The 24,450-nt window shown below is 52.9% G+C and carries 16 protein-coding genes; 9 read left to right on the forward strand and 7 right to left on the reverse strand.

The window, feature by feature from the left end; all coding sequences use genetic code 11:
• The first annotated feature begins 125 nt into the window (after positions 1 to 125).
• The 7 genes from ACN0VM_RS12960 (at position 126) to ACN0VM_RS12990 (ending at position 11,907) form a co-directional block, all read left to right on the forward strand.
• Positions 126 to 1,187, forward strand: a complete 1,062-nt coding sequence (locus tag ACN0VM_RS12960; RefSeq protein ID WP_417451311.1) for a PepSY-associated TM helix domain-containing protein — start codon at positions 126 to 128, stop codon at positions 1,185 to 1,187.
• Positions 1,184 to 1,540 carry a hypothetical protein gene (locus ACN0VM_RS12965; RefSeq protein ID WP_417451312.1) on the forward strand — a complete coding sequence of 119 codons (357 nt, stop codon included), beginning with the start codon at positions 1,184 to 1,186 and terminating at the stop codon, positions 1,538 to 1,540. The genes ACN0VM_RS12960 and ACN0VM_RS12965 overlap by 4 nt, the downstream gene beginning before the upstream one ends.
• Positions 1,541 to 1,587: 47 nt before the next feature.
• Positions 1,588 to 4,848 carry an amidohydrolase family protein gene (locus ACN0VM_RS12970; protein ID WP_417451313.1) on the forward strand — a complete coding sequence of 1,087 codons (3,261 nt, stop codon included), beginning with the start codon at positions 1,588 to 1,590 and terminating at the stop codon, positions 4,846 to 4,848.
• Between the two features lie 2 nt (positions 4,849 to 4,850).
• On the forward strand, positions 4,851 to 8,096 hold the full coding sequence (locus tag ACN0VM_RS12975) for an amidohydrolase family protein (RefSeq protein WP_417451314.1): 3,246 nt from the start codon (positions 4,851 to 4,853) through the stop codon (positions 8,094 to 8,096).
• A gap of 111 nt (positions 8,097 to 8,207) precedes the next feature.
• Complete coding sequence (locus tag ACN0VM_RS12980) at positions 8,208 to 8,963, forward strand: FMN-binding negative transcriptional regulator (RefSeq protein ID WP_417451315.1); 756 nt, start codon at positions 8,208 to 8,210, stop codon at positions 8,961 to 8,963.
• 197 nt (positions 8,964 to 9,160) lie between these two features.
• Positions 9,161 to 10,534, forward strand: coding sequence for an aspartate aminotransferase family protein (locus tag ACN0VM_RS12985; protein WP_417451316.1), 1,374 nt, complete (start codon positions 9,161 to 9,163; stop codon positions 10,532 to 10,534).
• Positions 10,534 to 11,907: an OprO/OprP family phosphate-selective porin gene (locus ACN0VM_RS12990; RefSeq protein ID WP_417451317.1), complete on the forward strand. Its 1,374-nt coding sequence runs from the start codon at positions 10,534 to 10,536 to the stop codon at positions 11,905 to 11,907. The genes ACN0VM_RS12985 and ACN0VM_RS12990 overlap by 1 nt, the downstream gene beginning before the upstream one ends.
• A 175-nt stretch (positions 11,908 to 12,082) precedes the next feature.
• Here the strand turns inward: ACN0VM_RS12990 and ACN0VM_RS12995 are convergent, their stop codons facing one another.
• From ACN0VM_RS12995 to proC, 7 genes are all read right to left on the reverse strand, one after another.
• On the reverse strand, positions 12,083 to 12,661 hold the full coding sequence (locus ACN0VM_RS12995) for a DUF3833 domain-containing protein (protein ID WP_417451318.1): 579 nt from the start codon (positions 12,659 to 12,661) through the stop codon (positions 12,083 to 12,085).
• 56 nt (positions 12,662 to 12,717) lie between these two features.
• A complete protein-coding gene (locus tag ACN0VM_RS13000) occupies positions 12,718 to 14,004 on the reverse strand; it encodes an MFS transporter (RefSeq protein WP_417451319.1) in 1,287 nt (428 codons plus the stop codon).
• Entirely contained in the window at positions 13,979 to 15,193 is a 1,215-nt protein-coding gene (locus ACN0VM_RS13005; protein WP_417451320.1) for a class I SAM-dependent methyltransferase, read from the reverse strand. The genes ACN0VM_RS13000 and ACN0VM_RS13005 overlap by 26 nt, the downstream gene beginning before the upstream one ends.
• A gap of 4 nt (positions 15,194 to 15,197) precedes the next feature.
• Entirely contained in the window at positions 15,198 to 15,998 is an 801-nt protein-coding gene (locus tag ACN0VM_RS13010; protein ID WP_417451321.1) for a DUF1365 domain-containing protein, read from the reverse strand.
• A complete protein-coding gene (locus ACN0VM_RS13015; protein WP_417451322.1) occupies positions 15,995 to 17,311 on the reverse strand; it encodes an NAD(P)/FAD-dependent oxidoreductase in 1,317 nt (438 codons plus the stop codon). Before ACN0VM_RS13015 ends, ACN0VM_RS13010 begins: the two co-directional genes overlap by 4 nt.
• 220 nt (positions 17,312 to 17,531) lie before the next feature.
• Entirely contained in the window at positions 17,532 to 18,788 is a 1,257-nt protein-coding gene (locus tag ACN0VM_RS13020) for a glutamate-5-semialdehyde dehydrogenase (protein ID WP_417451337.1), read from the reverse strand.
• 37 nt (positions 18,789 to 18,825) lie between these two features.
• Positions 18,826 to 19,605, reverse strand: coding sequence for a pyrroline-5-carboxylate reductase (gene proC / locus ACN0VM_RS13025; RefSeq protein WP_417451323.1), 780 nt, complete (start codon positions 19,603 to 19,605; stop codon positions 18,826 to 18,828).
• A gap of 338 nt (positions 19,606 to 19,943) precedes the next feature.
• Between proC and proB the strand changes: the two genes are divergently transcribed.
• Together proB and ACN0VM_RS13035 are read left to right on the forward strand one after the other, a co-directional pair.
• Positions 19,944 to 21,104, forward strand: coding sequence for a glutamate 5-kinase (proB, locus tag ACN0VM_RS13030; RefSeq protein ID WP_417451324.1), 1,161 nt, complete (start codon positions 19,944 to 19,946; stop codon positions 21,102 to 21,104).
• Between the two features lie 336 nt (positions 21,105 to 21,440).
• Entirely contained in the window at positions 21,441 to 24,395 is a 2,955-nt protein-coding gene (locus tag ACN0VM_RS13035) for a TonB-dependent receptor (RefSeq protein WP_417451338.1), read from the forward strand.
• The last annotated feature ends 55 nt before the right edge of the window (positions 24,396 to 24,450 follow it).

Genomic DNA, 24,450 nt, shown 5'->3' on the forward strand with positions numbered 1-24,450 from the left:
CACCGCCCTATCCGGCCCAAGCGGCAATACCCATAGGGCGGTGGAAGTTTCGTGTTTGAGCCGTGCTTCTTGCAGCTACATTCGTGGCAGCACGGCTTTTTCTGAATAGGATTGTCGGGGGCACGATGACAAAAATAATCCGTAATACTCACCGTTACCTGAGCCTGACGATGGCCTTGTTCTGGTTGGTTCAGGCATGTTCGGGTATGCTGCTTGTTTTCCAGCGTGATCTTGATGATGTGTCGCTGCCATCTGCTGGCATGGTGGCGGATTTTTCCCTGTTGGAAGAAAGCATGCACCGCCTTGTGTCGGAGCGTCCCGGCAGTCGTATCCCTTTTGTTTATGCGTTTGATACGCGCTTCAACAGCTTCGATGTTTATCTGGCGGAGCCAAGCGGTGATTATCGCGCGTTTCGTATGGCGGCCGACGGTACCATTGTGCGTGAACTGCCCTCAAACCCCGAAGTGCTGGACGCAGGCTTTTTTGAACTGGTACTGGAGTTGCACCATAAATTATGGCTTGGCGATCTGGGGGCCTTGATCCTTGGTATCAGCGGTATTTTGCTTATCAGCAATATCTGCTTCGGCTTATGGCTGGCGTGGCCAAAGCGTGGCCAATGGCGCATAGCGCTTAAATGGCCGCGTAAAGTGAGTGGCAGGGCCGGCCATTATGCGTTGCACCGCCTGACCGGCTTGGTGTTAGCGCCCCTTGCGACCTTGACCATCGGCGCAGGTGTTCTGCTGGCCTGGGAAGATACGATGGCAAACGCACTTGGTGTCCATGATATCAGCCCGGACATTCCGGCTGCCGATGGGTTCAGTGGTGAAGAAATCGGGCTTAGCAGGGCGGTCGAGATAGCGAAAAACTTATACCCGGAAGGTCGGGTAGCGGTCTTTACCCTCGCGACGCCCGCAAAACCTTATTATAAAATCAGACTGACACAGCCAGGAGAGTTGCGGCAGTTGTATGGTAAAACAATTGTCTTTGTTAGCGCACTGAACGGTATAGTGATCGCGCATCAGGATGCCCTCACACAGTCGCTATCCCACCGGTTTGTGAACAGCTTTTATGCAATACATTCCGGCGAATATCTGGGCCTTGCAGGCAGGCTTGTCTCCCTCGTTATTGGGGTGTGGCTATTGGTGATGATGGTGTTGGGCATACGGTTGTGGTGGCTTCGGCGATGAAACGGCTGCTGTTTATCCTTGTGCCATTCATGGCGATTGCCCCCGCGCAAGCCGAGCAGTTCTGGGCCGCAGGCATTCGTATAACCGGCGTCGCTGTTGTGGCCCAGGACAGCAACCACCCGGACTTTAACAACATCGTATGGGTCGGGCTGAATGATACAACTTGGCTCGGCGAGGGATGCGGGCAAGCTGCGGCGGGCGGTCTTGCCTTCTCCGCCCAGAATCGTTTGCTATATGATTTGGTAATTCGCGCGGCCGAGGGGGGGTGGCGCGTGACAGTCAAGGCTGAGGATACCGATAGGATTGGTGATCTTTGCCGACTGATGCAAGTGACCACCTATTTCGGGGACTGAGGGATACTGCCTGACGGACACACAGGCACTATATAGAGGGGAAAAGGATGACAGGCCTTATAACGGGTTGCGGGAAAGCACTATGTGCACTCGCTGTCGCTTATTGGTGCTGGCCGGGGCACCCGGTTGCTGCTTCAGATAATTGGGATATTACCGATACTGGACAACCATATGTTGATGCGACCTTCATCCTGAATGAGGGGACATGGATGAGTCTGGATGTCAGTCCGGATGGGCAGACAATAGTTTTTGACCTTCTTGGGGATTTGTACCTGCTTCCCGCCGTTGGCGGTGATGCGGTCGCCCTGACCTCTGGCCCTGCCGTGGATCGTACGCCGAGCTTCAGCCCCGATGGCAAGAAAATTCTCTATATAAGTGACACCGGTGGCGTGGATAATGTCTGGATGATGGACGCAGAAGGTGGGGGAAGGCGCCAAATTACCGATGAAACAGACAACCTGATCGCCAATCCAGCCTGGAGCGCGGACGGTAACTATGTGATCGCTGCGGTGGTGGGGGGGGCCTATTCTGACCAGAAGCGCTCAACGCTGCGCATATATCACGTTGCGGGTGGTCAGGGAAGAACGGTGGTTGATGTCCCGTCCAATGGCCGCGATGTACAGGAGCCGGAACTCTCACCCAATGGCCGGTTTCTCTATTATACACAGCGGCTCGTTAATCATCACATCTATGTAGATGCCAACCATGTAAACTATGCAATCATGCAGCGTGACCTTGCCTCCGGCGAGACGCAGCAATTGGTGGCGGGGTTTGGGGGCGCGTTGGCACCACAGGTTTCCCCTAGTGGTCGCTATGTTGCATTCGTGCGCCGGGTGAAAGATAAAACTGTGTTGTTTACCTACGATCTGGAAACGGGCATCCAGCGGCCGGTTTACGACGCGCTTGATCGGGATCAGCAGGCTGATTTCTATCTGCAGGGCGTTTATTTTCCCAAATTTGGCTGGTTTCCGGATGAGAAGAGTATTGCGATCTGGGGTAAGGGTAAGCTCTACCGGGTAGATGTAATGACAGGCGATGCTGAGCCGATTCCGTTTCGCGCGAAAGCTACACACCGGATCACCCACAGCCCACGTTTTGCACCGGAGGTTGAACCGGAGGTGCTAACGGTACGTAGTGCTCAGTCTTTTAAGGTGTCGCCAGACGGCAGGGAAGCAATATTCCATGCACTCGGCTATCTATATAAAAAGAGCCTGCCTGACGGTTTGCCGCGCAGGCTGACCGATGACACCGCGTTCGAGTTCGAGCCTACTTGGTCTGCCGACGGAAAATATATCGCTTATGTTACATGGGAAGACGAGAAAGGCGGGACTCTCAAGGTCATGAGTACCGAAGGTCGCCGCTCCAAAACCGTGGCTGTCAGCAGCGGTGCGCTCCGAAGTCCGGCATTTTCCCGGGACGGTAAGCGTTTATTGTTCGTCACAGATGACGGTAACAAGGCGCTCGGCGGCTACCGGACGCGTGCAGGGCTTTTTGTCGTGGATGCCAGACCTGGCGCTACCCCGAAGCGTATCGGCGGCGCGGCTACCGCGCCGCAGTTTTCAAGCGACGATAGACGGGTCTATTATACCGCGAAGGACGGCTACGATAGCGTTCTCTACAGCGTGACGCCAGGCGGTTATGACTTGCGGGAACATGCCCGCGCTGAAACAGCCGACCGTTCGGAATTGACGTTGAGCCCCGACGCGCGTTGGCTGGCTTTCAAGGAAAACCAGCAATATTACGTGATGCCGTATCTTGAAACGGGTAAGCCGCTGGATGTAAAATCAATGGGCGCGGGGTTACCCGTCCGCAAACTGACCGCGAACAGTGGATATAATATTGGCTGGAGCGCAAATACCAAGCATCTCTACTGGACACTCGGCGATCAACTCTACCAAACGACGCCGCAGGATGAGGGTATCCCGGAATCCTATGCGCGCCTCAAACTCGTGGCAAAGGCGGATAAACCTGAGGGCGTCGTTGCCTTTACCGGGGGGCAGGTCATCACGATGGCAGGCAACACGGTGCTTGAAGCGGGTACGGTAGTTGTAGAAGGGGGTGTTATTAAGGCTGTTGGCGCCAAGGCGGATATCGCTATTCCGGCAGATGCTTTTGTTGTGGACACCACTGGCAAGACCGTCATGCCTGGCCTAATTGACATGCATGGCCATATTGATTGCTGTTATTACGGTGGGCTTATGCCGCAAAAACACTCCAGCCATTACGCGGCGGCGGCCTTTGGTGTCACGAGCAATTATGACCCCTATACCTCTGAACTATCCGCTTACGCGGCCACGGAGATGCAGCAGGCGGGGATACTTGTTGGCCCACGTTTTGTTACAACTGGCCGTGTGATATACGGCCGTCCCGGCAAAGGTGACAACACCTTCGTACCCATAGATAGTTACGAGGATGCGCTGGCAACCATGCAACGCAAACGGGCGCTTGGCGGCAGGGTGATCAAAAGTTACAAGCAGCCGAAGCGACGCGTACGACAGCAATTGGTCAAGGCGGGACGCGAAGCCGGAATTATGGTGGACGCCGAGGGTGAAAGCCATTTCTATTATAATATCAGTCAGATTCTGGATGGCCATATGGCGCTGGAACATAATATTCCAGTCGCGACATATTATGATGATATAATCCAGTTGATGGCGCATGGAGAAGTGGCGAATACGCCTACTCTGAACGTTACGTTTGGCGAAATTATGGGGGAAAACTTTCTGTATCAGACCATGCGTGCCTGGGAGGAACAAAAGATCCAGTCTTTTGTGCAGGAGGCGACAAGCGGTTATAGCCCTACTGAAACACCGTATAGCGCGCCCGTACATGTACGAAACATGACGGGCTTGCACGCAGTTGACGAAATTTATGACATAGGCTTCCGGGCGGTCAGTCGATCGACAAAAAAACTGGACGATGCTGGTGTATTGATCAATGCCGGCTCCCATGGACAGGTCTATGGATTGGCGCTTCATTGGGAGATGTGGTCGATGGCGCAGGGCGGGATGGACAACCATCGTATCTTACGCACCGCGACGATCAACGGCGCCTTGACGCTTGGACTTGGCGATAAACTGGGTTCCCTTGAGGCGGGTAAGCTAGCCGACATAATCGTTTTGGACATGGACCCCCTGGAAGATATTCAAAACACTAATAGTGTGCGTTTCACGATGATTGGTGGTCGGCTGTATGACAGCGCAAGCATGAATGAAATTGGTAATTATGACCGCCCGCGTACCAAGTTTTATTGGGAGTTGCCCGACTATCACGGTATCGACTGGAACGAAGCATGGGCGGGGCAATAAGAATGACACGTAAACTCATAGGGTGCCTTTGCGCAGCCGCACTATTCCCCGCATTGTCCTCGGAGGCCACAGAATGGGACGTTTCCGACATGGGTACACCTCATACGACCCAGACGATTACTGTCGATGAAGGGACGTGGATGAGCGTGGATGTCAGCCCTGACGGTGAAACAATTGTGTTTGATCTCTTGGGCGATATTTACACAATGCCGTCGAGCGGCGGAAGGGCGAGGCTCTTGTCAGGTGGTCCGGCACTTGACCGTATGCCGCGGTTTGACAAAAAAGGCGAGCGTATCCTTATCCTGAGTGATCGCAGTGGCAGCGATAACGTGTGGACCATTTCACCGGACGGGGCGCATATTTCCCAAGTTACGTTCGAAGGGGGTGATGTTCTATCTGGCCCTGAATGGGGGCCGGGAGGTGACTATATTATCGCCACACAGCATTCGGCCCTTTTTGAAGATATTCATACGGCTTCCTTGCGTCTCTATCACGCGGCGGGAGGCAAGGGGATAGAGGTTGTCGCTTCGCCCGGCCCGCGACAAAATGTTCAGGAGGCGGATTTCTCCCCGGATGGTCGCTTCCTTTATTACACCGAACAAATTGGTGAGCCGTATAAGTCTTATGTGCATGTGGATGCCAATCACGCCAATTATGGCGTGCGCCGCAAGGATATGACCAGTGGTGAGACCATCACGTTAATTGCCGGCTTTGGTGGGGCATTGACGCCAAAAGTAAGTCCGGATGGCCGCCACGTTGCCTTTATTCGTAGGGTTAAAGATAAAACCGTCCTTTTCCGGTTTGATGAGGCGGATAAAAAGCAAACGCCTATTTTTGATGGTTTAGATCGAGACCTGCAGGCTGAGTTTATCGCCCAAGGTACTTTTTACCCCCAGTATGGCTGGTTTCCCGATAATAGACACGTGGCCATATGGGCCGGAGGCAAAATACAAAAGATTGATATGAAAACCGGCAAGGCAGCGGTGATACCGTTTCTTGCTTCAGCGGAGCACAAGCTTGGCGCCGCGCCGCGCAAAGGTTATGCGCTTGCTCCGGAAATTGTCAGGGCAAAGGCAATTCGTCAGCTAGCGGTGACTGTGGATGGCCAGAGCGCAATATTTCATGCCATGGGGCAGCTATGGCAGCAAGACCATGCGGCAGAGCGCGCTAGTCGGGTCAGCTCCGACGAAGGCCTTGAGTTTGAGCCTGCGGTAGCAAATGACAACAAAACGTTGGCATATGTGCATTGGCGAGATGAAGAAGGCAGTCGACTGAAAATTCGGCAAGCTGATGGTAGTGTCGTCACATTGCTGCAAACGCGCGGTGTCGTGCGTGAACCAGTATTTTCGCCTGACACAAATACTCTTCTGTACCGTATTGAGGCTGGTAACAAGTGTATGGGCGGATATGGCGTTCCGGTCGGGATATATGCACTGGCTTTGAAGGAGGGCAGCACTGAACTCGTGAGTAAAGAGGGTGAGGCCGCGAGATTTTCGCCTGATGGTAGCCGTGTGTACTTTACCATTAGCGAGTGGGGGGACCATGGTCAGGTCACCCAATTGGTGAGCGTGAGCCGCAAAGGCTTAGAGCGGCGAGTGCATGCGGTGGCCCATGGCTCCGACCGCCTGGAGGTATCGATTAGCCCCGACCTCAACTGGATCGCCTTTAAAGAGGACCGACAATATTATGTGATGCCGTATCATGAAACCGGATCTCCTGTCGTAATTTCGTCCCGTGCTGACGGAGCACGCAAGCTCACCATCTTGAGCGGATATGACATTACATGGGCTGCAGATTCCAGCAGCCTTCACTGGGTATTGGGGCAGTCCCGTTACAGCGCAGCGGTGTCGGGAGACAATACTGGTGAGGTCAAACAAACGCTTGTAGCCGAGCGACCTGCGGCTCACCCGACGGGACAAATTGCGTTGACGGGCGGCCGTATCATCACCATGCACGGTGACGAAGTAGTCCAGAATGGTACGGTGCTTATCGAAGGAAACCTTATCAAAGCCGTGGGAAGCGATGTTGCCATTCCGTCCACCGCGACGGTCGTGGATGTTTCTGGTAAAACAGTGATGCCGGGCCTTGTGAACATGCATGGGCATCTGGAGGACTGTTATTATAGTTCAGTTGGTTTGATGCCGGAGAAACAACCCAGTCATTACGCCTCACTGGCATTCGGGGTTACGACTAACTATGATCCATATGCAACTGAGTTGCCTAGCTATGCCATGAGTGAAATGCGAGATGCTGGTATGATGTCGGGCCCCCGTACGATCAGCGTAGGCAGCGTGGTGTACGGCCGCCCTGGCAAAGGCGACCCTGTTTACGAACCAATCCGTGACCTTGAGGATGCCGAGAGGCTGATGGCGCGCAAACGAATGCTCGGCGGCAGGATAATCAAAAGCTATCGTCAGCCTATGCGTTCTCAGCGGCAGATGCTGGTGCGCGCAGGTTATGAAGCAGGCGTGATGGTTGACCTTGAAGGCGAAAGCCATTTCTATAATAACACCAGCGCTATTCTCGATGGACACACTGCCCTTGAACATAATTTTCCTGTTGCAACGCTGTATGATGACGTGATTCAGCTGCTTGCAGCCGGAAATACCGCTAATACACCGACAATTATTGCAACCTTTGGCGAGTTTATGGGGGAAAATTTCCTTTATGGGCAAACAAGGGCCTGGGAAGACCCCCGTATTCAGACATACGTACCACAGGTAACAAGCAGTTACAGCGCGCTGGGAGTGCCTTATTCGGCGCCACCTCATGTGCGCGGGATGACCGGGCTACGTGTCGCAGAGGAATTGTGGGATGTGGGTTTCAAAGCTGTTGCCCGCTCGGTTGCTCGCGCAGACCAAGCTGGTGCGACCATCAATGTAGGTTCCCATTCACAAATCCAGGGGCTAGCTGTGCATTGGGAGATGTTGCTGATGGCCACTGGGGGCATGAAAAATGACCGCATATTGAGAGCTGCGACGATCAACGGAGCCCGAACGTTGGGGTTGGATGGTCAAATTGGTAGCCTTGAACCGGGCAAACTTGCTGATCTTATCGTACTTGATGGTAATCCCCTGGACGATATTCGCAATACGGACAGTGTGAGGTACACGGTTATTGGTGGCCGTCTGTATAATCCGGTTACTATGGATGAGGTGATAAGTGCGGCGCGGCCCAGAACGCGTTTCTATTGGGAGTTGCCAGACTATAACGGCGTTGACTGGAGCGAAGCCTGGGCATTTCAGTAGCCGGAGGCAGGCCGGTGCGCTGATATCACCGCATGGCGCGCGGTTGGCGGCTCCCATCACATGGACAACTTCTTATCATGCTGAGGGTATATGTCAGGATGAGGGCTTTCCATGAAAGAGAAAAAAGAAAAACAGTCACGCTCGACCGCGCCGGGGGGAACGCCTCCAGCGCAACACAATCTGGCGCGAACTTGGGATAACGTGGGCGAACAGATGTTCGTGCCAGCGCATTACGAATTTTCCAACCCCGATGCGCTTGCAGCTTACATTGCGGCTAATCCCGTGGGGCAACTTGTGAGTGGTCACAAGGGAGCGCTTTTCAGTACCTTTGTTCCTTTTTACGCTGCACCAAAAAAAAAGCATGAGAAGCTTCGGCTTGCAGGCCATATGGCCGCGCGCAACGCCCAGGTGGTTGCCATTCAGGAAAATGCGTCGGCGATGGCTGTGTTTTCAAGTCCAGGCGCTTACATCTCGCCGCGGTGGTTTTGCCAAAACGTTACCGCACCCACTTTCAGTTATGTCTCTGTACAAGCCCGAGGCCGGCTGGTGCCGGTCGACGATCCTGCTGAAAAGCTCAATATTTTACGCCTTACTGTGGATCATATGGAGTCGCTTGCCTCGGCCGGAGACGACGATGAACCCTGGTCGATGGACATGCTCACACAAGCGCAGGTCGATCGCTACGGACCCATGGTTGCCGCCTTTTACCTTGAAGTTGATGCGATCGAGGGGGTTGCACGCCTCAATCAGGAAAAAGAAGAGAAGGACATGCGGTCGATCGTGGAAGGTTTGTCAGCACAGGAAAACCCAGGAGCTCAGCATATAGCTGCGCTTATGCGCCAGAATTTGCGCCTTGTCGGCCGGTAAGCGGCATTATGCCTGACAGGTGCGCGATGGTCACCGGATTGTACACCCTTCGCACCTTCCGTTTGATGCGCATCTTTTTTAGTCATGAATTATAGCTGTTGCGGCACCAGTCTGGAGAAGGGCCTTGGCCGCGACAATGGAGGGAAGCACCATGACCCGGCCGGGAGCTTGGTGAAAAGAAAAATGTGGAGTGACTTATGCCAAGCATAACCCGTAATACCAAGGATTGGCAGGCGATTGATGTAGCTCATCACCTGCACCCATTTACCGATCCCAAATACTTTGACAGTAAAGCCCCGCTTGTTGTGACGCGAGCACAAGGTTCTCATGTATGGGATTCGGATGGTCGCAAGATTCTTGACGGTATGGCAGGGCTATGGTGTGTCAATGTGGGGTACGGCAGGCAGGAATTGATCGATGCATCGCATCGCCAGATGCAGGAACTGGCATATTATAATGTCTTTTTCCAAAGCGCGACCCCGCCACAGATTGAGCTGTCACGCGTTTTAGCAGAACTGACGCCGGGCGACCTTAACCATTTCTTTTTCACTAATTCGGGCTCTGAGGCGAACGATACCGTCATTCGTATGGTTCGCCATTTCTGGGAGGTCGAAGGCAAGCCTGAAAAGCATATATTCATTGGCCGTACCTTGGGTTATCACGGCAGTACCGTGGCCGCGACCAGCTTGGGCGGTATGCAGAATATGCACGATATGGGTAAATCCCTGTTGCCAGGCTTCGAACATGTGATGCATCCCCACTGGTATGCGCTTGGCGGCGATTTGGGCGAGGAGGAGTTTGGCGTCAAAGCTGCTCAGGCCCTTGAAGACAAGATTCTAGAGTTGGGGGCGGGCAATATCGCCGCTTTTGTCGCCGAGCCGGTGCAAGGGGCTGGCGGTGTCATTGATCCACCTAAAACCTACTGGCCTGAAATTCAGCGTATTTGCCGGAAGTATGACATCCTTTTGGTTGCCGATGAGGTGATTTGTGGTTTCGGACGCCTGGGCCACTGGTTCGGCTCAGAGGCTTACGGTATTGAGCCTGATCTGATGCCAATGGCGAAGGGCTTGTCTTCAGGATATCTCCCTATTGCAGCGGTTGCTTATAGCGCAAGGATGCACAAAACATTGCAGCGCGGTGGTGTCTTCTCGCACGGTTATACCTATTCCGGCCATCCGGTATCTTGTGCGGTCGCCCTCGCCAATATCCAGTTGATCAAGGATGAGGGGCTGATTGAAAAAGTGCATAACGAGACCGCACCCTATTTCCGTCAGCGTCTTGAGGATGTCGTCGCAGAGCATCGGTTAGTTGGCGAAGTTCGTGGTGCGGGATTACTCGCAGGTGTGCAGTTGGTGAAAGACAAGCAAACGCGCGCACTCTTCAATGCGGACCAGAATGTCGCCATGAAGTGCCGGGATCACTGTCTTGATGGCGGTTTGATCATGCGGGCCGTCGGGCAATCCATGGTCGCCAGCCCACCGCTCATTATTACAAAGGATGAAATCGACGAACTGATTGCTATCCTGCTTGAAAGCCTTGACCGAACAGCTGCTGATCTCGGGATAGTCTGATGGTTTTGGCTATGGGGCATGGCGTGTGGTACGTTCAGCGTACCCGGTCTGCGCTCAAACCTATGATTGTTGTGCTGGCGGCGGGCTGTGTTACAGCCTCCGCGAGTGCGCAGCAGGACCCCGAGATGCGCGAGATTCTTGCGCTTGTTAAAGAACAGGCCCGTGAGATAGCGGCCCTTAAAGCGAGGCTAGACAGCCTTCATGCTATGGCGCCGCTGCCCGCTGAGCAAAAGTACGAACGCGTTAATATGACATCAGAAGCTGTCGCTGCTGCAGCGGCTATAATGCCTCGTCAAACAACAGGTTTTTCTGTCACTCCACGCGGCAGGATGCAGGTTGACGGGGTGGTTTATGATAGCGAAGACGGCAGAAGCTATCGTGACGGTACCGGCTTGCGGAGAGCCAGATTGGGCGCGCAAGGTACATTGCCCGGTGACTTTTCGTATCAGATCGAGGCAGATTTTGCGCCGGGTGATCAAGTCAGGCTTGATGATACTTTTTTGCGCTATAACGGTTTTGCTGGCACAGCAATCAGCATCGGCTTTCATAAAGTTCATCATGGCCTCAATGCGGCTACAAGCGATCTTGACGTTACCTTCATTGAACGCAGCATTGCAGCGACAACTTTCGATGCGGGTGCGGGTGGTAAGATCGGCGTTTCGGCCTTGAGTTCGGGTGCGAGGTGGAGCGTACAATATGGTGTAATGTTCGGCAGTGCCAATGTGGGTGAAGATGGTAAGGACGGTTGGGGCGTGAATGCGCGCGCCACATATGCGCCGATATATGATAAGGAAAAAGGAAAACTCCTTCATATTGGCGTCGCGGGATACTACCGCAATGAAGATGACGATAGCGTCTCATTCGCCAGTCGGCCCGAACTACATCATGACAGTTTTCAACCCTTTCAGAGCGGGGTTGTTGTCGCCAGCAACTATACCTATGTGAACGCAGAAATGGCCACGACGCTGGGGCCTCTCAGTCTGCAGGGCGAGCTTGCGCGCATGTATGTATCACCCGGTGCTGCAAGTGCGACTGTGGGGGAAACCTTTTGGGCAGCGTATGCGCAGGCCAGTTATTTTCTGACGGGCGAAAGCCGACCATATAATCCTGCGGCCGGGGCTTTCACTCAAGTACATCCGCGGACCACAGTAGGGGAGGGCGGCCTTGGGGCTTTTGAGCTTGGTGTCCGGTTCAGCCACCTGGACCTTGCGGGAATGTCGCAGGGAAGTACCGGTGACACGGTTACGCTTGGGCTGAACTGGTACATGACCGATGCCATAAGACTGATGGTAAATGCTGTCGACTTTGATACACACGGCGACGTGGACGCCCACGGCAGAAGCTATGGATTACGTGCGCAAGTAAGGTGGTAAGGAAGTTGTTATGCAACCCCTGACCTCCTTTTGCATCAATATAGCGGTGGGACCTGCCTTCGTGGTTGAAGAAAGCCGTAGGGGTGGGTTGTTGATGTTGGCGCGAACTATACTGATCGCACACACCGGCCTATTTCAGCAAACTGACCAGGCCGGGTTGGCATTCACAGGCTCGTTAATTTTGCGGTGAGGCTGTTTCATGGGGTTGGGGCACAAAGTCTTCCTCAGTTTTGTTGAAAGCAATGAAGACTGTACCGATTTTAAGGCCCCACCGGTAGACGGTGGCTTTGTTCAATAGATTTTCTTGGCCCTGCAGGAACATCCAGTCATCGAACTTAACCTTCCAGATACTGTCACCAACATTGAGGTTAAACTTATACTTCCAGTGAAAGCTGTTGCCGGATGTTCGTCCGCTCGCCTCTCCTATCGCGTTTTCAGTCGTGCCTGTGTAAGTATTTTCACCTGTTTTGGTGATATCCCAACGGCGGAATTCGGTACTGCCATCATTATAGATGAAGTTTTCATCCAGGATCAGCGTCGTACCGTCCCAGGTGCCGGTAATATCCACCTTGAACTGGTTACGTATATTGCCGAACCTGTCTTCGAAGAAACCGTATGCTGTGGTTTCCCCTTTAAAATATTCCTCAAGCACAAGTATTGGCTGTGTGGCCCGAAAATCTTCTTCCTTCATACTCACGCCGCAGGCGGAAAGTGTTAAGGTACAAAAAAATAATAATATTTTCGACCATGTCATGCCGCCGCCCTTTCCTGTTTATTGTATCTGTCTTACGGTCCTGGCGGGCTGGTGGATCAGTCTTTGCTGTCAGGTGAGGCAAGGCTTCGCAATAGGCCAACGGAGGGCGCTTTAAAGGCAATTGGCAGGGCGGCGTAAAGCATCGCTATTCCCAAATCGGCAGATAACCAATGGGAGGTCGATATCAACTCCATCAGGCTGAAAGAGACAGCAATAGCGACGGCAAATGCCACTTTGGTGACAATGCCCCAGAGCGCAAAGTGCGTGGCGGCAACACTGGGGGTCTGTGTATCTTTACCGGGTGATATCAAGTCGGCAAGAATGGCGGGGGCCAGCAGTATTTCTGCACCAAGAGCGAAGCCTGTGACGATACAGATGCCATAAAAAGCGTGTTGATCACCTTCGCCGACAAAAAGAGCGGCTGGGAATGCTATACATGCGACAGTCATACCAAAAGCCATGACGGACGCCTTAGATTTGTATCTCGTAACCGCTGACCATATTGGCATGGACGCAACTGCTGCGCCGAAGTAAATAATAATCGACAGGTTTCGGACGTCGCTATCACCGCCGAGTACAGCGTCCACATACAGCGGGAAAAGAGCGGCGGGAATTGCACTGGCGACGGAGGCCAGGAACCAGACGGAACATAACCGCTTCACCGAGGGGTTCTGCAACACGGTTTTAAATTGTGCAATTATTGTAGATTTGCCTGTGTGCATGGGGTGGGCGGCTTGCGTCGGTTCACGAACATATATCATCATGAAAATCAGAAGAATAGCGCCGGCTGGCACAATGATGCCAGGGATGATCTTAAGGGGGCTGATGTCGACAAACAGGGGAAGGGATAGGGCTGCAAGCATCCCCATGAGAGAGAACATTTCGCGGTAGCCTGCGATTGTGGTGTTGTCAGTAGTGCTGCTGGATATATCGCTGCCCAATGCATGGTAGGGCACCATGATAAACGTCCAGCCGACATAGAGTAAGCTCGACCACACGCCCAGATATAGCGCGGATGGTGCAGTTTCGGGTAGACACAAACGGTGCAGTGCGATCGCTGCAAGCAGTGATCCGGCCAATATCCAGGGTTTGCGGCTACCGAAGCGGTTTAATGTCCAGTCACTGAGCCAGCCGGCTAAAGGGTCGCTCGCAACATCCAGAAGGCGCGACACAAACAGCGCGATGCCAACGGCTATAAAGCCCAATCCCAACTCAACTGCGTAGTGCGCAGGGAGATAGACCGCAAAAGGTATCAAGGGAAATGACAACGCCGCGGCGGGCAGGCCGTAGATGACAAACTGAAGCCGTCTTCGCGGCTTAACCAAGAACATAGTGCGTGACATCAATCGTCCGTTGGCGGAAGCCAGCCTCGCAATAGCTTAGGTAGTATTTCCATAGCCTAAGAAAACGCTGGTCGAAGCCCAGTTCGAGTACCTTTTGTGTCGCTGCTTCGAAATTAACATGCCAGTGGTTTAGGGTTTTCGCGTAATCGAGGCCGAAGTTCCGGCGATGATAAAGCCGAAGTCCGGCTTCGGTATATTTTTCACGCAGGACAGAATCTGAAGGGAGCATGCCACCGGGGAAAATATACCTCTGGATAAAATCCACGCGGTGCCGATAGGTCTCAAAGCGTTGATCGTCAATTGTGATGACCTGAATACCTGCTTTACCTCCGGGCTTCAGGGCGCTTTTGACTTTTGCAAAATAGGTGACCCAGTAGCTCTCGCCTACAGCTTCGAGCATCTCAATAGAAACTATATGATCAAATTGACCCTCAATATCCCGATAATCACAAAGTTGTAAATCAACCAGGGACGCTAGCCCCGCACGTAGAATTCTTGCTTCAGCATATTTGAGTTGCTCCTGCGACAACGTAACGCCTGTCACCCGGCATCCCAATTCTCCAGCTGCGTATTCAGCAAAGCCCCCCCAGCCGCAGCCAATCTCAAGGACATGGTCTCCTTTTTTAAGGCCCAGTTCGTCAGCCAAAGCGGTATATTTTTGCCGTTGGGCCTGTTCAAGTGCAAGGTCCTTGTCTGTGAACAGCGCGGCGGAATAGGTCATGCTGGGGTCTAGCCATAGTTGATAAAAATCATTTCCGAGGTCGTAGTGGAAGGAAATGTTGCGGCGGCTGCCGAGCCGCGTATTGCGGTTGCGGAAATGGCCGACTTTGTCGAAAAGCTGCCACAGCCGCGCAGCTGTAGATCGCTGCTCCAGCGCGCTCATGTTTACTGCGAGCAGGTTTAATAATTTTGTCAGGTCAGGAGTTATCCATTCGCCTTCTATAAACGCTTCAGCCAAGCCAATAGCCCCACGCTTTATGATGCGTGAAATCGCGGACCATTTCACAATATGCATTGAGCATCTGCCCGCGTCAGGTTGTTCTGTTCCTGTGAAGGTTCGCTTGGCGCCTGAGGGGAAGGTAACTTCAAGGGAGCCGGTCTGGAGACGAGCAAAGACTATGGAGAGTATTTTTTCGGCATTGGTTAACGTGGTGATAGGGGCCGGTGAGGCTTGGAAGCTACCGTCCATGATATTATCCTCCTGTGCTCTGTCGTGAGCTGGAATGCGCAGCAGTTAAACGGGTTGACGGTGGCTGGGGCTTGGGGTGGACTGACACGCCTCTCAGCCACAGCCTGAGCGCCTGAAAGTGAATTGCAAAGGATACTTTAAGCGTGACAAATGGCACGCCGATGAGAAGGCGGCGCAGATTGCGGGATGTCAGATCGATACGCTTCCCGGTGAGAGACGCCGAGAGTTGCTTGGCGCCATTATCGGAGAAATATGTGATGAGAATGGCCAGTGTTTCATCCAGAGGACGATGGCGGAACTCGTAGCGCCCTGATACGGGGAAAAAAGGTGAAACATGCAGCTCTTTCGGCGCCGTGTGGGGCGCGAGGTTGGCGTCGGCAAGCAGGTGGATATACGAGTGCTTTTCACCAAATGTATTGTGCACTTCATAAACAACGGCGTTTAGGTTTCGTTCGTGGTCGTAACAATAAAAAATCGAGATAGGGTTAAATGTATATCCCACGATGCGCGGCATTGTCAGCAGCATGATTTTATGGGGCGGAACGCTTGCGCCGGCTGAGCGTACGAGGCTTATGATATGGTTTTTTAGCCCTGTTTCTGTACCTCCTCCGTAATGTTTTTGCCAGAGCGAGCAAAGGCCGTGTCTGTCGAGTTTAAGGCCGTTTGGTACAGACAGATTACCGTCAAAGGCGTCAAGGTCGAGCAGGACGTAAAATATGGGATAGCGAAACGCATGTCTTTTGACGGTGAAGCGCTTGTGCCAGACTTGGCCCGTGTAGAGGGCTGATCTCGTCAGGGAGGTCATGCCGCGTTCCTTCTGGGTAGATACGCGGTATCGTCTTGCCCAATCCTCTCGTTTTGTCCAGATCGAAACCATGGGCGTCGTGAGGAGCCCAACAACTCAGCGATTGTCAGGCCAGCCTGTATACCATCCTCATGAAAACCGTGTCCAAGGTAAGCTCCGGCGAACCACATGTGGTGACGGCCTTGCAACTGCCATAGCTGACGTCTTGCAATGCTTGCCTGCTGATCAAAGATCGGATGGTCGTATTCGTATTCTCCCAGAATGTTCTCCGGTTTGATTTCCCTGTCCGGATTCAGCGTCACGATTATCGGTGTTTGCACCGGTAAGTTTTGTAGCCGGTTCATCCAGTATGACACTGCGGGGCCCGCAGCGTCTGGCATGCGGCGTTCGATATAATTCCAACTTGCCCATGCTTTCTTGCGTTGTGGCATGAGTGTCTCGTCGGTATGAAGAACTACGGTGTTGGCACTGTAACCCAGGTGCGTCAGAGAATGTCTGAGATCGGGCGCCGGTTCTTCAATCAAGCGGAGAGCTTGATCAGAGTGACAGGCAAAAATGACTTCATTATAGGTTTCGGCCCTGCCGTCCGAGGTGAGAACTCTGACACCATCACTTGTTCGTGCAACGCTTTGAACAGCACAATTGACGCGAATGTTGTTCCTAAAACTACTGGTCAGGCGCTGAATATACTGACGACTGCCGCCGCGTACGGTTCGCCATTCAGGCCTGTTTGATAGCTGCACCAAGCCGTGGTTACGGAAAAAGTTTAAGAAGTCGGCTGCAGGATAATCCAAAATATCAGCACTGTTGCTTGACCAGATCGCAGCTCCCATCGGTGCCAAGTGGTCTCTGATAAAGGCAGATCGATAACCTTCTGTGGCCAATAATTCGCCCAAAGACATGTGTGTGAAAGATGGGTCGCTACAATAGTGTTCCGCCTTGCCGTAGAAACGGACGATGCCCTGAAGCATGGCCCAAAAGCGGGGTTTCAGGATGTTACTAGGTTGGGCGAGCAATCCACCGCCGTCGCCACCAGAATATTCGAAGGCACCGTCATCAAGCGAAACTGCAAAAGACATGTCGGTTTTGTCTGTAGTAACCTGAAGATGCTCAAAAAGCGCTGTCAGATTGGGATAGTTGACTGGATTGAAAACTATAAAACCTGTGTCCACAGGGAATTTTTTGTCTTCCAGCGTGATGTCTACCGTGTGGGCGTGGCCGCCAATATACCCTGACTTTTCAAACAGGGTTACGTCTTGGTTTTTTGATAAGAGCCACGCAGCGCTCAGGCCGGCAATGCCGCTACCGATCACGGCGACCCTTTGAGGTTTATCCCGAGGTGCTGCGCTCTGGTCCTGAGGGGTATCGTTTGCTTCTGGCGGCATCAAGTCGCTTCTTTCAATTCCCGTTGTCCATGACAGGTATACGTCGGGTACTGAAAGACGGATCAAGAATGCGTGGATTTGAACCGGGGTAAAGACAAAAAAAGCCCCACCCTAAAAGGGCAGGGCTTAAAAACAATGCTACAAGAGGCTAGGGCCGCGTTTGTCCGTCTCCCATTACCTTATACTTGAAGGTGGTCAGTTGCTCGAGTCCGACAGGGCCGCGCGCATGAATTTTACCTGTCGCAATACCGATCTCGGCGCCCATTCCGAATTCTCCGCCGTCTGAAAACTGTGTCGAAGCGTTATGCATGACAACAGCGGAATCGATTGTGTTAAGGAATGTTGCTGCTGCGGCAGCATCTTCAGTGACAATTGCATCTGTGTGTGCAGAAGAATGTTTGGAGATGAAGGTGATCGCTTCACCGATGTCTTTCACCACTTTGACGGACAGGATGGCATCAAGGTATTCGGTGCCCCAGTCGTCTTCGCTTGCTGCAACAATTCTTTGGTCCTGGCTTTGCGCGGTTTCATCGCCGCGGAATTCACAGTCCGGCATTGCAGATACCAGTTGGGGCAGCAGGCCCTGAGCGATATCCGCGTCTATTACGATGCTTTCGGTCGCGCCGCAGACACCGGTGCGGCGTAGCTTCGCATTCCGTATAAGCGAAACAGCTTTTTCGATATTGGCAGCGCGGTGCACATAGGTATGGCAGTTACCATCCAGGTGCTGCAGGGTAGGTACTGCGGCTTCATCAATGACCAGTTTCACCAGTCCCTTGCCGCCCCGGGGGATAATAAGGTCCACATGCTCCGAGCATTTGAGCAGGTGCCGGACGGCGGCACGATCTGTTGTATCAACGACCTGTATCACGCCTTCAGGCAAGCCTGCAGCGCGGAGGCCAGCCCTCATGCAGGCGACAATCTCCAGCGTGGAGTGATAACTCTCCGAGCCACCCCGCAATATAACGGCATTACCAGATTTGAGGCACAGGGCGCCAGCGTCAGCCCCCACGTTCGGCCGGCTTTCAAACACCATGCCGATGACCCCAATGGGAACGGCAACCCGCTCAATTTTCAGCCCGTTTGGCCGGTCGAAGGTGGCAAGGCTCCTGCCAACAGGGTCAGGTAACTCGGCGATACTTTCCACCGCGTCTGCGACGGCAGCAATGCGGCTCTCATCCAGCATTAACCTGTCGAGAAACGCGCCGTTTTTTCCGTCGTTCCGCGCTTTGTCGATGTCTTTTACATTGGCGGCCAGAATATCTTTTGTGCGATCCCTTAAAGCGGTAGCAGCGGCCCGTAGGGCATCATTCTTTTGTTTCGTGCTGGCAGTTGCAAGTTGCCGCGCTGCGACTTCAGCGTCGGCCGCGAGTTTGTATACGTAATCCTTGATCTCGTCAGACATGACGGTCATTTAAGAACTCCTTTGGTTCTATGTGTGATTATTGCAGTTCAATGGCGCGCTTGTATGCAGCGTCCGTCGTATGCTTCAGCAACTCATCCAGGGTACCGTTCGCATTAAGGACATTGAGTCCCGCTTCCGTGGTGCCGTTTTTACTGGTTACAGAGTTTCGCAGTTCCTCCATTGACTGATCTGACTGTTCGGCCATTTTGGCAGCGCCACTGACGGTCTGAAGCACGAGGGCCCGGGCAGTTTCCTCGGTGAAACCAAGTTCTCGAGCCGCTGAAATATAACTATGAAGGAACTGGAAAACGTAGCCGGGGCCGCTACCGGATATGGCGGTCAGGCGGTCTAGCTCGTCTTCGGAATTCACCCAGAAACTCTTGCCGACACTGTCGATAAGCGTGGTGACCTGTTCCCGGTGCTGAGCGGTGCAGCTATCACCTGCATACAAGCCCGTTGCGCCGCGCCCAATAAGTGCTGGCAAGTTGGGCATTACCCGTACTGTTGCGACGTCGCCAAGCAGCCCACTTATGCGAGCCATACTGCATCCCGCCGCAATGGATACAGCGCAGCCCCCACCGGTAATATGCTTCTGATAGGCAGGCAATACATCGGCAACCATCTGCGGCTTGACGGCAACGATAATGATTTCGAAGCATTGCTCGCCAAGCTCCCCTGCGTCACGGACAAGCGAGACACTGTCCGGCAGGTCGTTAGCAAAAGGGTCCACGACCGTGAAGGCGTGGTTGGTGTTGTCTACCCATCTCCGCAGCATTGCACCGCCCATTTTCCCGCAGCCGATCAGCAACACTTTCATACGTTTTCACTCCTTTTTTTCGGTCTTTGTCACTGTTTGTGACCCTGCGCCTCGGGGGACAACAGTTTAAGTTTCTATGATTTGAGGGTATATAGTCAGCAATATTTAGAATACAAATGAAATATGAATTTATTGGGGCATGGAGATAAAACATCATCCTTGCCTAATTTTTGGCACAAATAATTGAAATATAAGCTTATCCTTCATATTCTTTAGCCTGTTTTCACCGAATGGTCATGAATTAAGGCCTTGAAATTAATTGAGGTCAAAGTAATATTATTGCGCCGTAAGAGTAAGCCCAAGAAGGGTGTACCAGCGAACCACAAAGGAGGCGACTGGTGAGTAGCCAAAAGCGTATTGTTGTAAAAATTGGATCAAGTTTGCTGGCACACAGCCAGCAGCTCACGCTCAGGTATGCGTTCATGCATGGCCTTTTGAGCGATATCGCGAAGTTAAAAGAGCAGGGTTACGATGTCGTGCTTATGTCTTCCGGTGCGGTGGCGCTTGGTCTAAATGCTGTTGGCAAAACGCCTGAGGATGCCGGTCTGCTCGACAAGCAGGCAGCTGCGGCGTGTGGACAATTGTTGCTGCTCAACGCTTACAAGCAGGTTGCCCATGAATTCGGTTTTGATATAGCCCAAATTCTGGTGACGATTGGCGATATGGAAGAGCGTCGTCGTTTTATCAACGCCAAAAACACCATCGAGCGACTCTTTGAGAACGGTATTATGCCGATTGTGAACGAAAACGATACGCTCACGACAGAGGAGCTGCGTGTCGGTGACAACGACCGCTTGGCTGCGAAAGTGGCCCAGATGATACAGGCAGACCATCTCGTGTTGCTGACAAGTGTGGATGGGCTTTATGACAGGCCCCCGTCGGAGCCTGGCGCGCAATTCATCGAAAAACTCGAAGATGTGAGCGAGTATCTCTCCGCGACAGTTGGTACCAGCGTTCTTGGCAGTGGTGGTATGCTGACAAAATTGCAGGCAGCCAACATGGCGCAGCATGCGGGGTGTAGCACCATCATAGCAGAAGGCGTGATTGAGCGTCCTTTGCTTTCGGTCCTTGAGGGTGAGAGGCGCCATACCACATGTGTCGCTATGGGTACGCCTGCATCAGCATGGAAAGTCTGGCTGACCAACCGTCTGCAGGTGGCCGGCAGCCTAATTCTGACACAGGCCGCAGCAGATCGGCTGCGTAAGGGAGAGTCGGCGATATCTCATACTGATATCGTTTCAATCCATGGCAGCTTTCATAAGGGTGACATACTGCATGTTTACGATGAAGGCGGCTGTGAACTTGCTCGTGGGTTAACCAACTTTTCCTCTGAGGAGGTCTTGGTTTTGGCGCGCCACCCGGAGGCCAGCACAGCAGAGCTGCTCGGTTACTCGGCGGTTCCAGATGTGATTACCACAAAAAATATGGTGATATTGGAGGAGAACCACTTGCCGTGGCAGGTGCCGACCGACGATCATCAGGTTGTGGCGTCGTTGTAGTTTTAGCTTCTGAAATGCGGAAATTAATGGTCGCGTTGCACGGTGTACAGCGCGATTTTTTGTAAGGGCCGGATAATGAGGCCTTGGTGACGTCACCAGCAGTTGACAGGCGTTTTTTTCCGAATTGCAGAGTAAGTGTACAGAATAATTCTGACCTTAATGTGACAGCGCTGTCAGAAAAATATGGACATATATAGCCGATATTGCTATCAGGTAACAGACAGCGCTGTCATTGCCCATGGGAAGAAGGGCGACGGCCGTTGGGGAAATGCACATTAGAGTAGGGGAAGGTACATGAAACCGAGAAGTTTATGCTATGGCCCTGTGGCGAGCACGATGTCGCTCATTCTGGCCATGGTGTCCGCATCAGCCGTCACTGCCCAACAAAGCAGTGACGCTGGAAATGTTGATGAATTTGAGGAAATCGTTGTCACGGGTATCCGTGGCAGCTTGCAGCGCGCGATGGATGTCAAGCGTGACAGCCGTGGTGTGGTGGATGCTATTTCCGCCGAGGATATGGGGAAATTCCCCGACACAAACCTGGCTGAATCGCTGCAGCGTATTACTGGTGTATCCATTGACCGCCAAAATGGTGAGGGTAGTAAGGTAACGGTGCGGGGGTTTGGCCCGGACTTTAACCTCGTGACCCTGAATGGTCGCCAGATGCCAGTTTCCTCGATCGAGGCGACCGGTGCATCCGCATCCCGTTCATTTGATTTTGCCAACTTGGCCTCTGAAGGTGTGGCGGGTGTTCAGGTGTATAAAACCGGGCGCGCGTCTGTGCCAACTGGCGGTATTGGCGCGACGATCAATATTCAGACTACACGGCCGCTCAATGACCCGGGTATGCACGCAAGTGTGGGGGCAAAAGCGGTTTACGATACGTCCCGCAATGACGGAAACCCGATTACGCCAGAATTTTCAGGCATATACAGCAACACGTTTGCTGATGACAAAATTGGTGTCGCGCTTTCAGGCAGCTACCAGAAACGCAAGGCGTCCTTTAATCAGGCGAGCGTGCCTGATGGGTGGCGCGGTGCTTATCTTGGGTCCCAGAATGATTGGGGTACCCTGCCGCAGATCCCTGACGGGGGCACGGAAGCAGATATCAACGTAATCAACCGGCCGGGGCCTGATGATGTCTATGCTGTTCAGCAAAACCTGAACTATAGCCTCAACGACATTGACCGCGAGCGGATCAATGGCCAACTGACCCTCCAGTACCGGCCGGTTGATAACCTGACTGCCACATTCGACTATACCTATTCAGAGCATACTGTCGCGACAACCCGGAATGACCTTGCTGTGTGGTTTGACTTCGGCAACACGAGCAGTGAGTGGACTGACGGCCCAACGGCTGGCCCTGTCTTCTATTCTGAAAGCTTTGGTACGCCAACCGACCTGGCTATGGGCGGGGGCATGTTCGCGGTGAAGAACGAGAACAATTCCATCGGTTTTAACATCGAATGGGAACCGACCGACCGCCTGACACTTGAATTGGATGCGCATAGCTCCAGCGCGGAATCAGGTTCAGATAGTCCATTTGGCACCAACGCCGTGATTGGTACAGCGAGTTTCATCGTCGCGGCTCAATCCATTGATTACACAAATGAATTTCCGGTTCTCTCGATTGATTTTGCGCCGGGCGTAACGGGTATCGACCCGTCGGCACGTACGTCGACGGGCTCAAGTTTCCGGAACAGCTACATGCGTACCGAAATCAAACAAGCACAACTTCGTGGCTCGTACGATTTTGATACCAACCTGATCACCAGCGTTGATTTTGGTGTATCCTATACCGAAAACAAAGTGCGTTCGGCCTATTCGAATGTGCAACGTGATACATGGGGTGGTGCAGGTCCGGCGTCCGATATTCCGGACGATATTTTTGAGCTGACAACAATTGCCGACAAGTTCGACCAGCTTGACGGCAGCGATAACCCGGCTCTGCTCAATGAAATGTTCCTCTGGGACTTTGAGCGTATGGCAGGCATCATTGACGACCTTTACGGCGCATGTGGTGGCACCGGGCAGTGTGCAACGGATACGTATTCGACTGACCGCCGCACCACGGAAGAAAGTATCAGCGCGTATCTGCAAGCCAACACCGACTTTGAGATTGCGGAGCGTCCAGCCCATATTACTTTTGGCATGCGCTATGAGAAAACCGACGTTGCCTCGCAGGCGCTTGTGCCGATTGCGATCGGTACGAACTGGGGCGGTACCAATGAGTTTGGCGTGATATTCTCATCCGATCAGGACTTCACCGAACTTGAAGGCGACTACGAGCATTGGCTCCCGGCAATCGACTTCGATGTCGAGGTCGTGGATAATGTGATTTTCCGCGCGAGCTACAGCGAGACGATTACTCGCCCGGGATATGCTGATATCCAGGGTGGCCAGACCGTGGGTGATATCTTCCGGGTTGACGGAGGGACAGGTAATCAGGGTGATCCTGGGCTGTTGCCATTTGAATCCAAGAACCTCGATTTCTCTGCTGAGTGGTACTATGACGACGCGAGTTATTTCTCCGTCGGCTGGTTCCATAAGGATGTAGACAATTTCATCGGCGTTTCCGAAATTGAAGCTACACCATTTGGCTTGCCACACCCATATGGTGGGGCGCGCTATCAAGCCGCCGTTGCTGCGCTTGGTTCCGATGCTGACCTGACGGCAATTCGCAACTGGATCTTTGAAAACGCTGATCCAAATACAGTTGAAGTTACAGGTGTGGATTCAAACGGTAACTATACCGGCTTCATCTACGGTGTTGAAGGTGAAGACCCGACAGTAACGTTTGATATCACCGTGCCCATCAACCAGAAATCAGCCAAGCTGAATGGTTGGGAATTTGCCTTGCAACATACCTTTGGGGACAGCGGCTTTGGTGCCATGGTCAACTACACCATGGTCAACGGTGACGTGGACTTCAACAACGAGCTGCCGGCAAGTGTAACGCAGTTTGCGCTGCTGGGGTTGAGCGATAGTGCTAACTTTATCGGGTTTTATGATAAAAATGGCCTGCAGGTGCGTGTTGCCTATAACTGGCGTGACAAGTTCCTGAATGCGACGACCACGGCCGGTGGACCAAACAACCCGTCATATACTGAAGCCTACGGCCAGTGGGATGTGAACGTGAGCTACGAGGTGATGGAAGGCCTGACAGTGTTTGCTGAAGGTATCAATATCACCAACTCTACCCAGCGCCTGCATGGCCGTCACGTCAATAACGTGCAATATGTCACGCAGGGTGGCGCCCGTTATAATCTTGGTGTCAGATACAGCTTCTAGGTTCAGTCCAGAAGTGCAAAAAAACAGGAGAAAGCCGTTGGAGACAGCGGCTTTT

The organism is Kordiimonas sp., from assembly GCF_048260245.1.
Lineage (GTDB): Bacteria > Pseudomonadota > Alphaproteobacteria > Sphingomonadales > Kordiimonadaceae > Kordiimonas.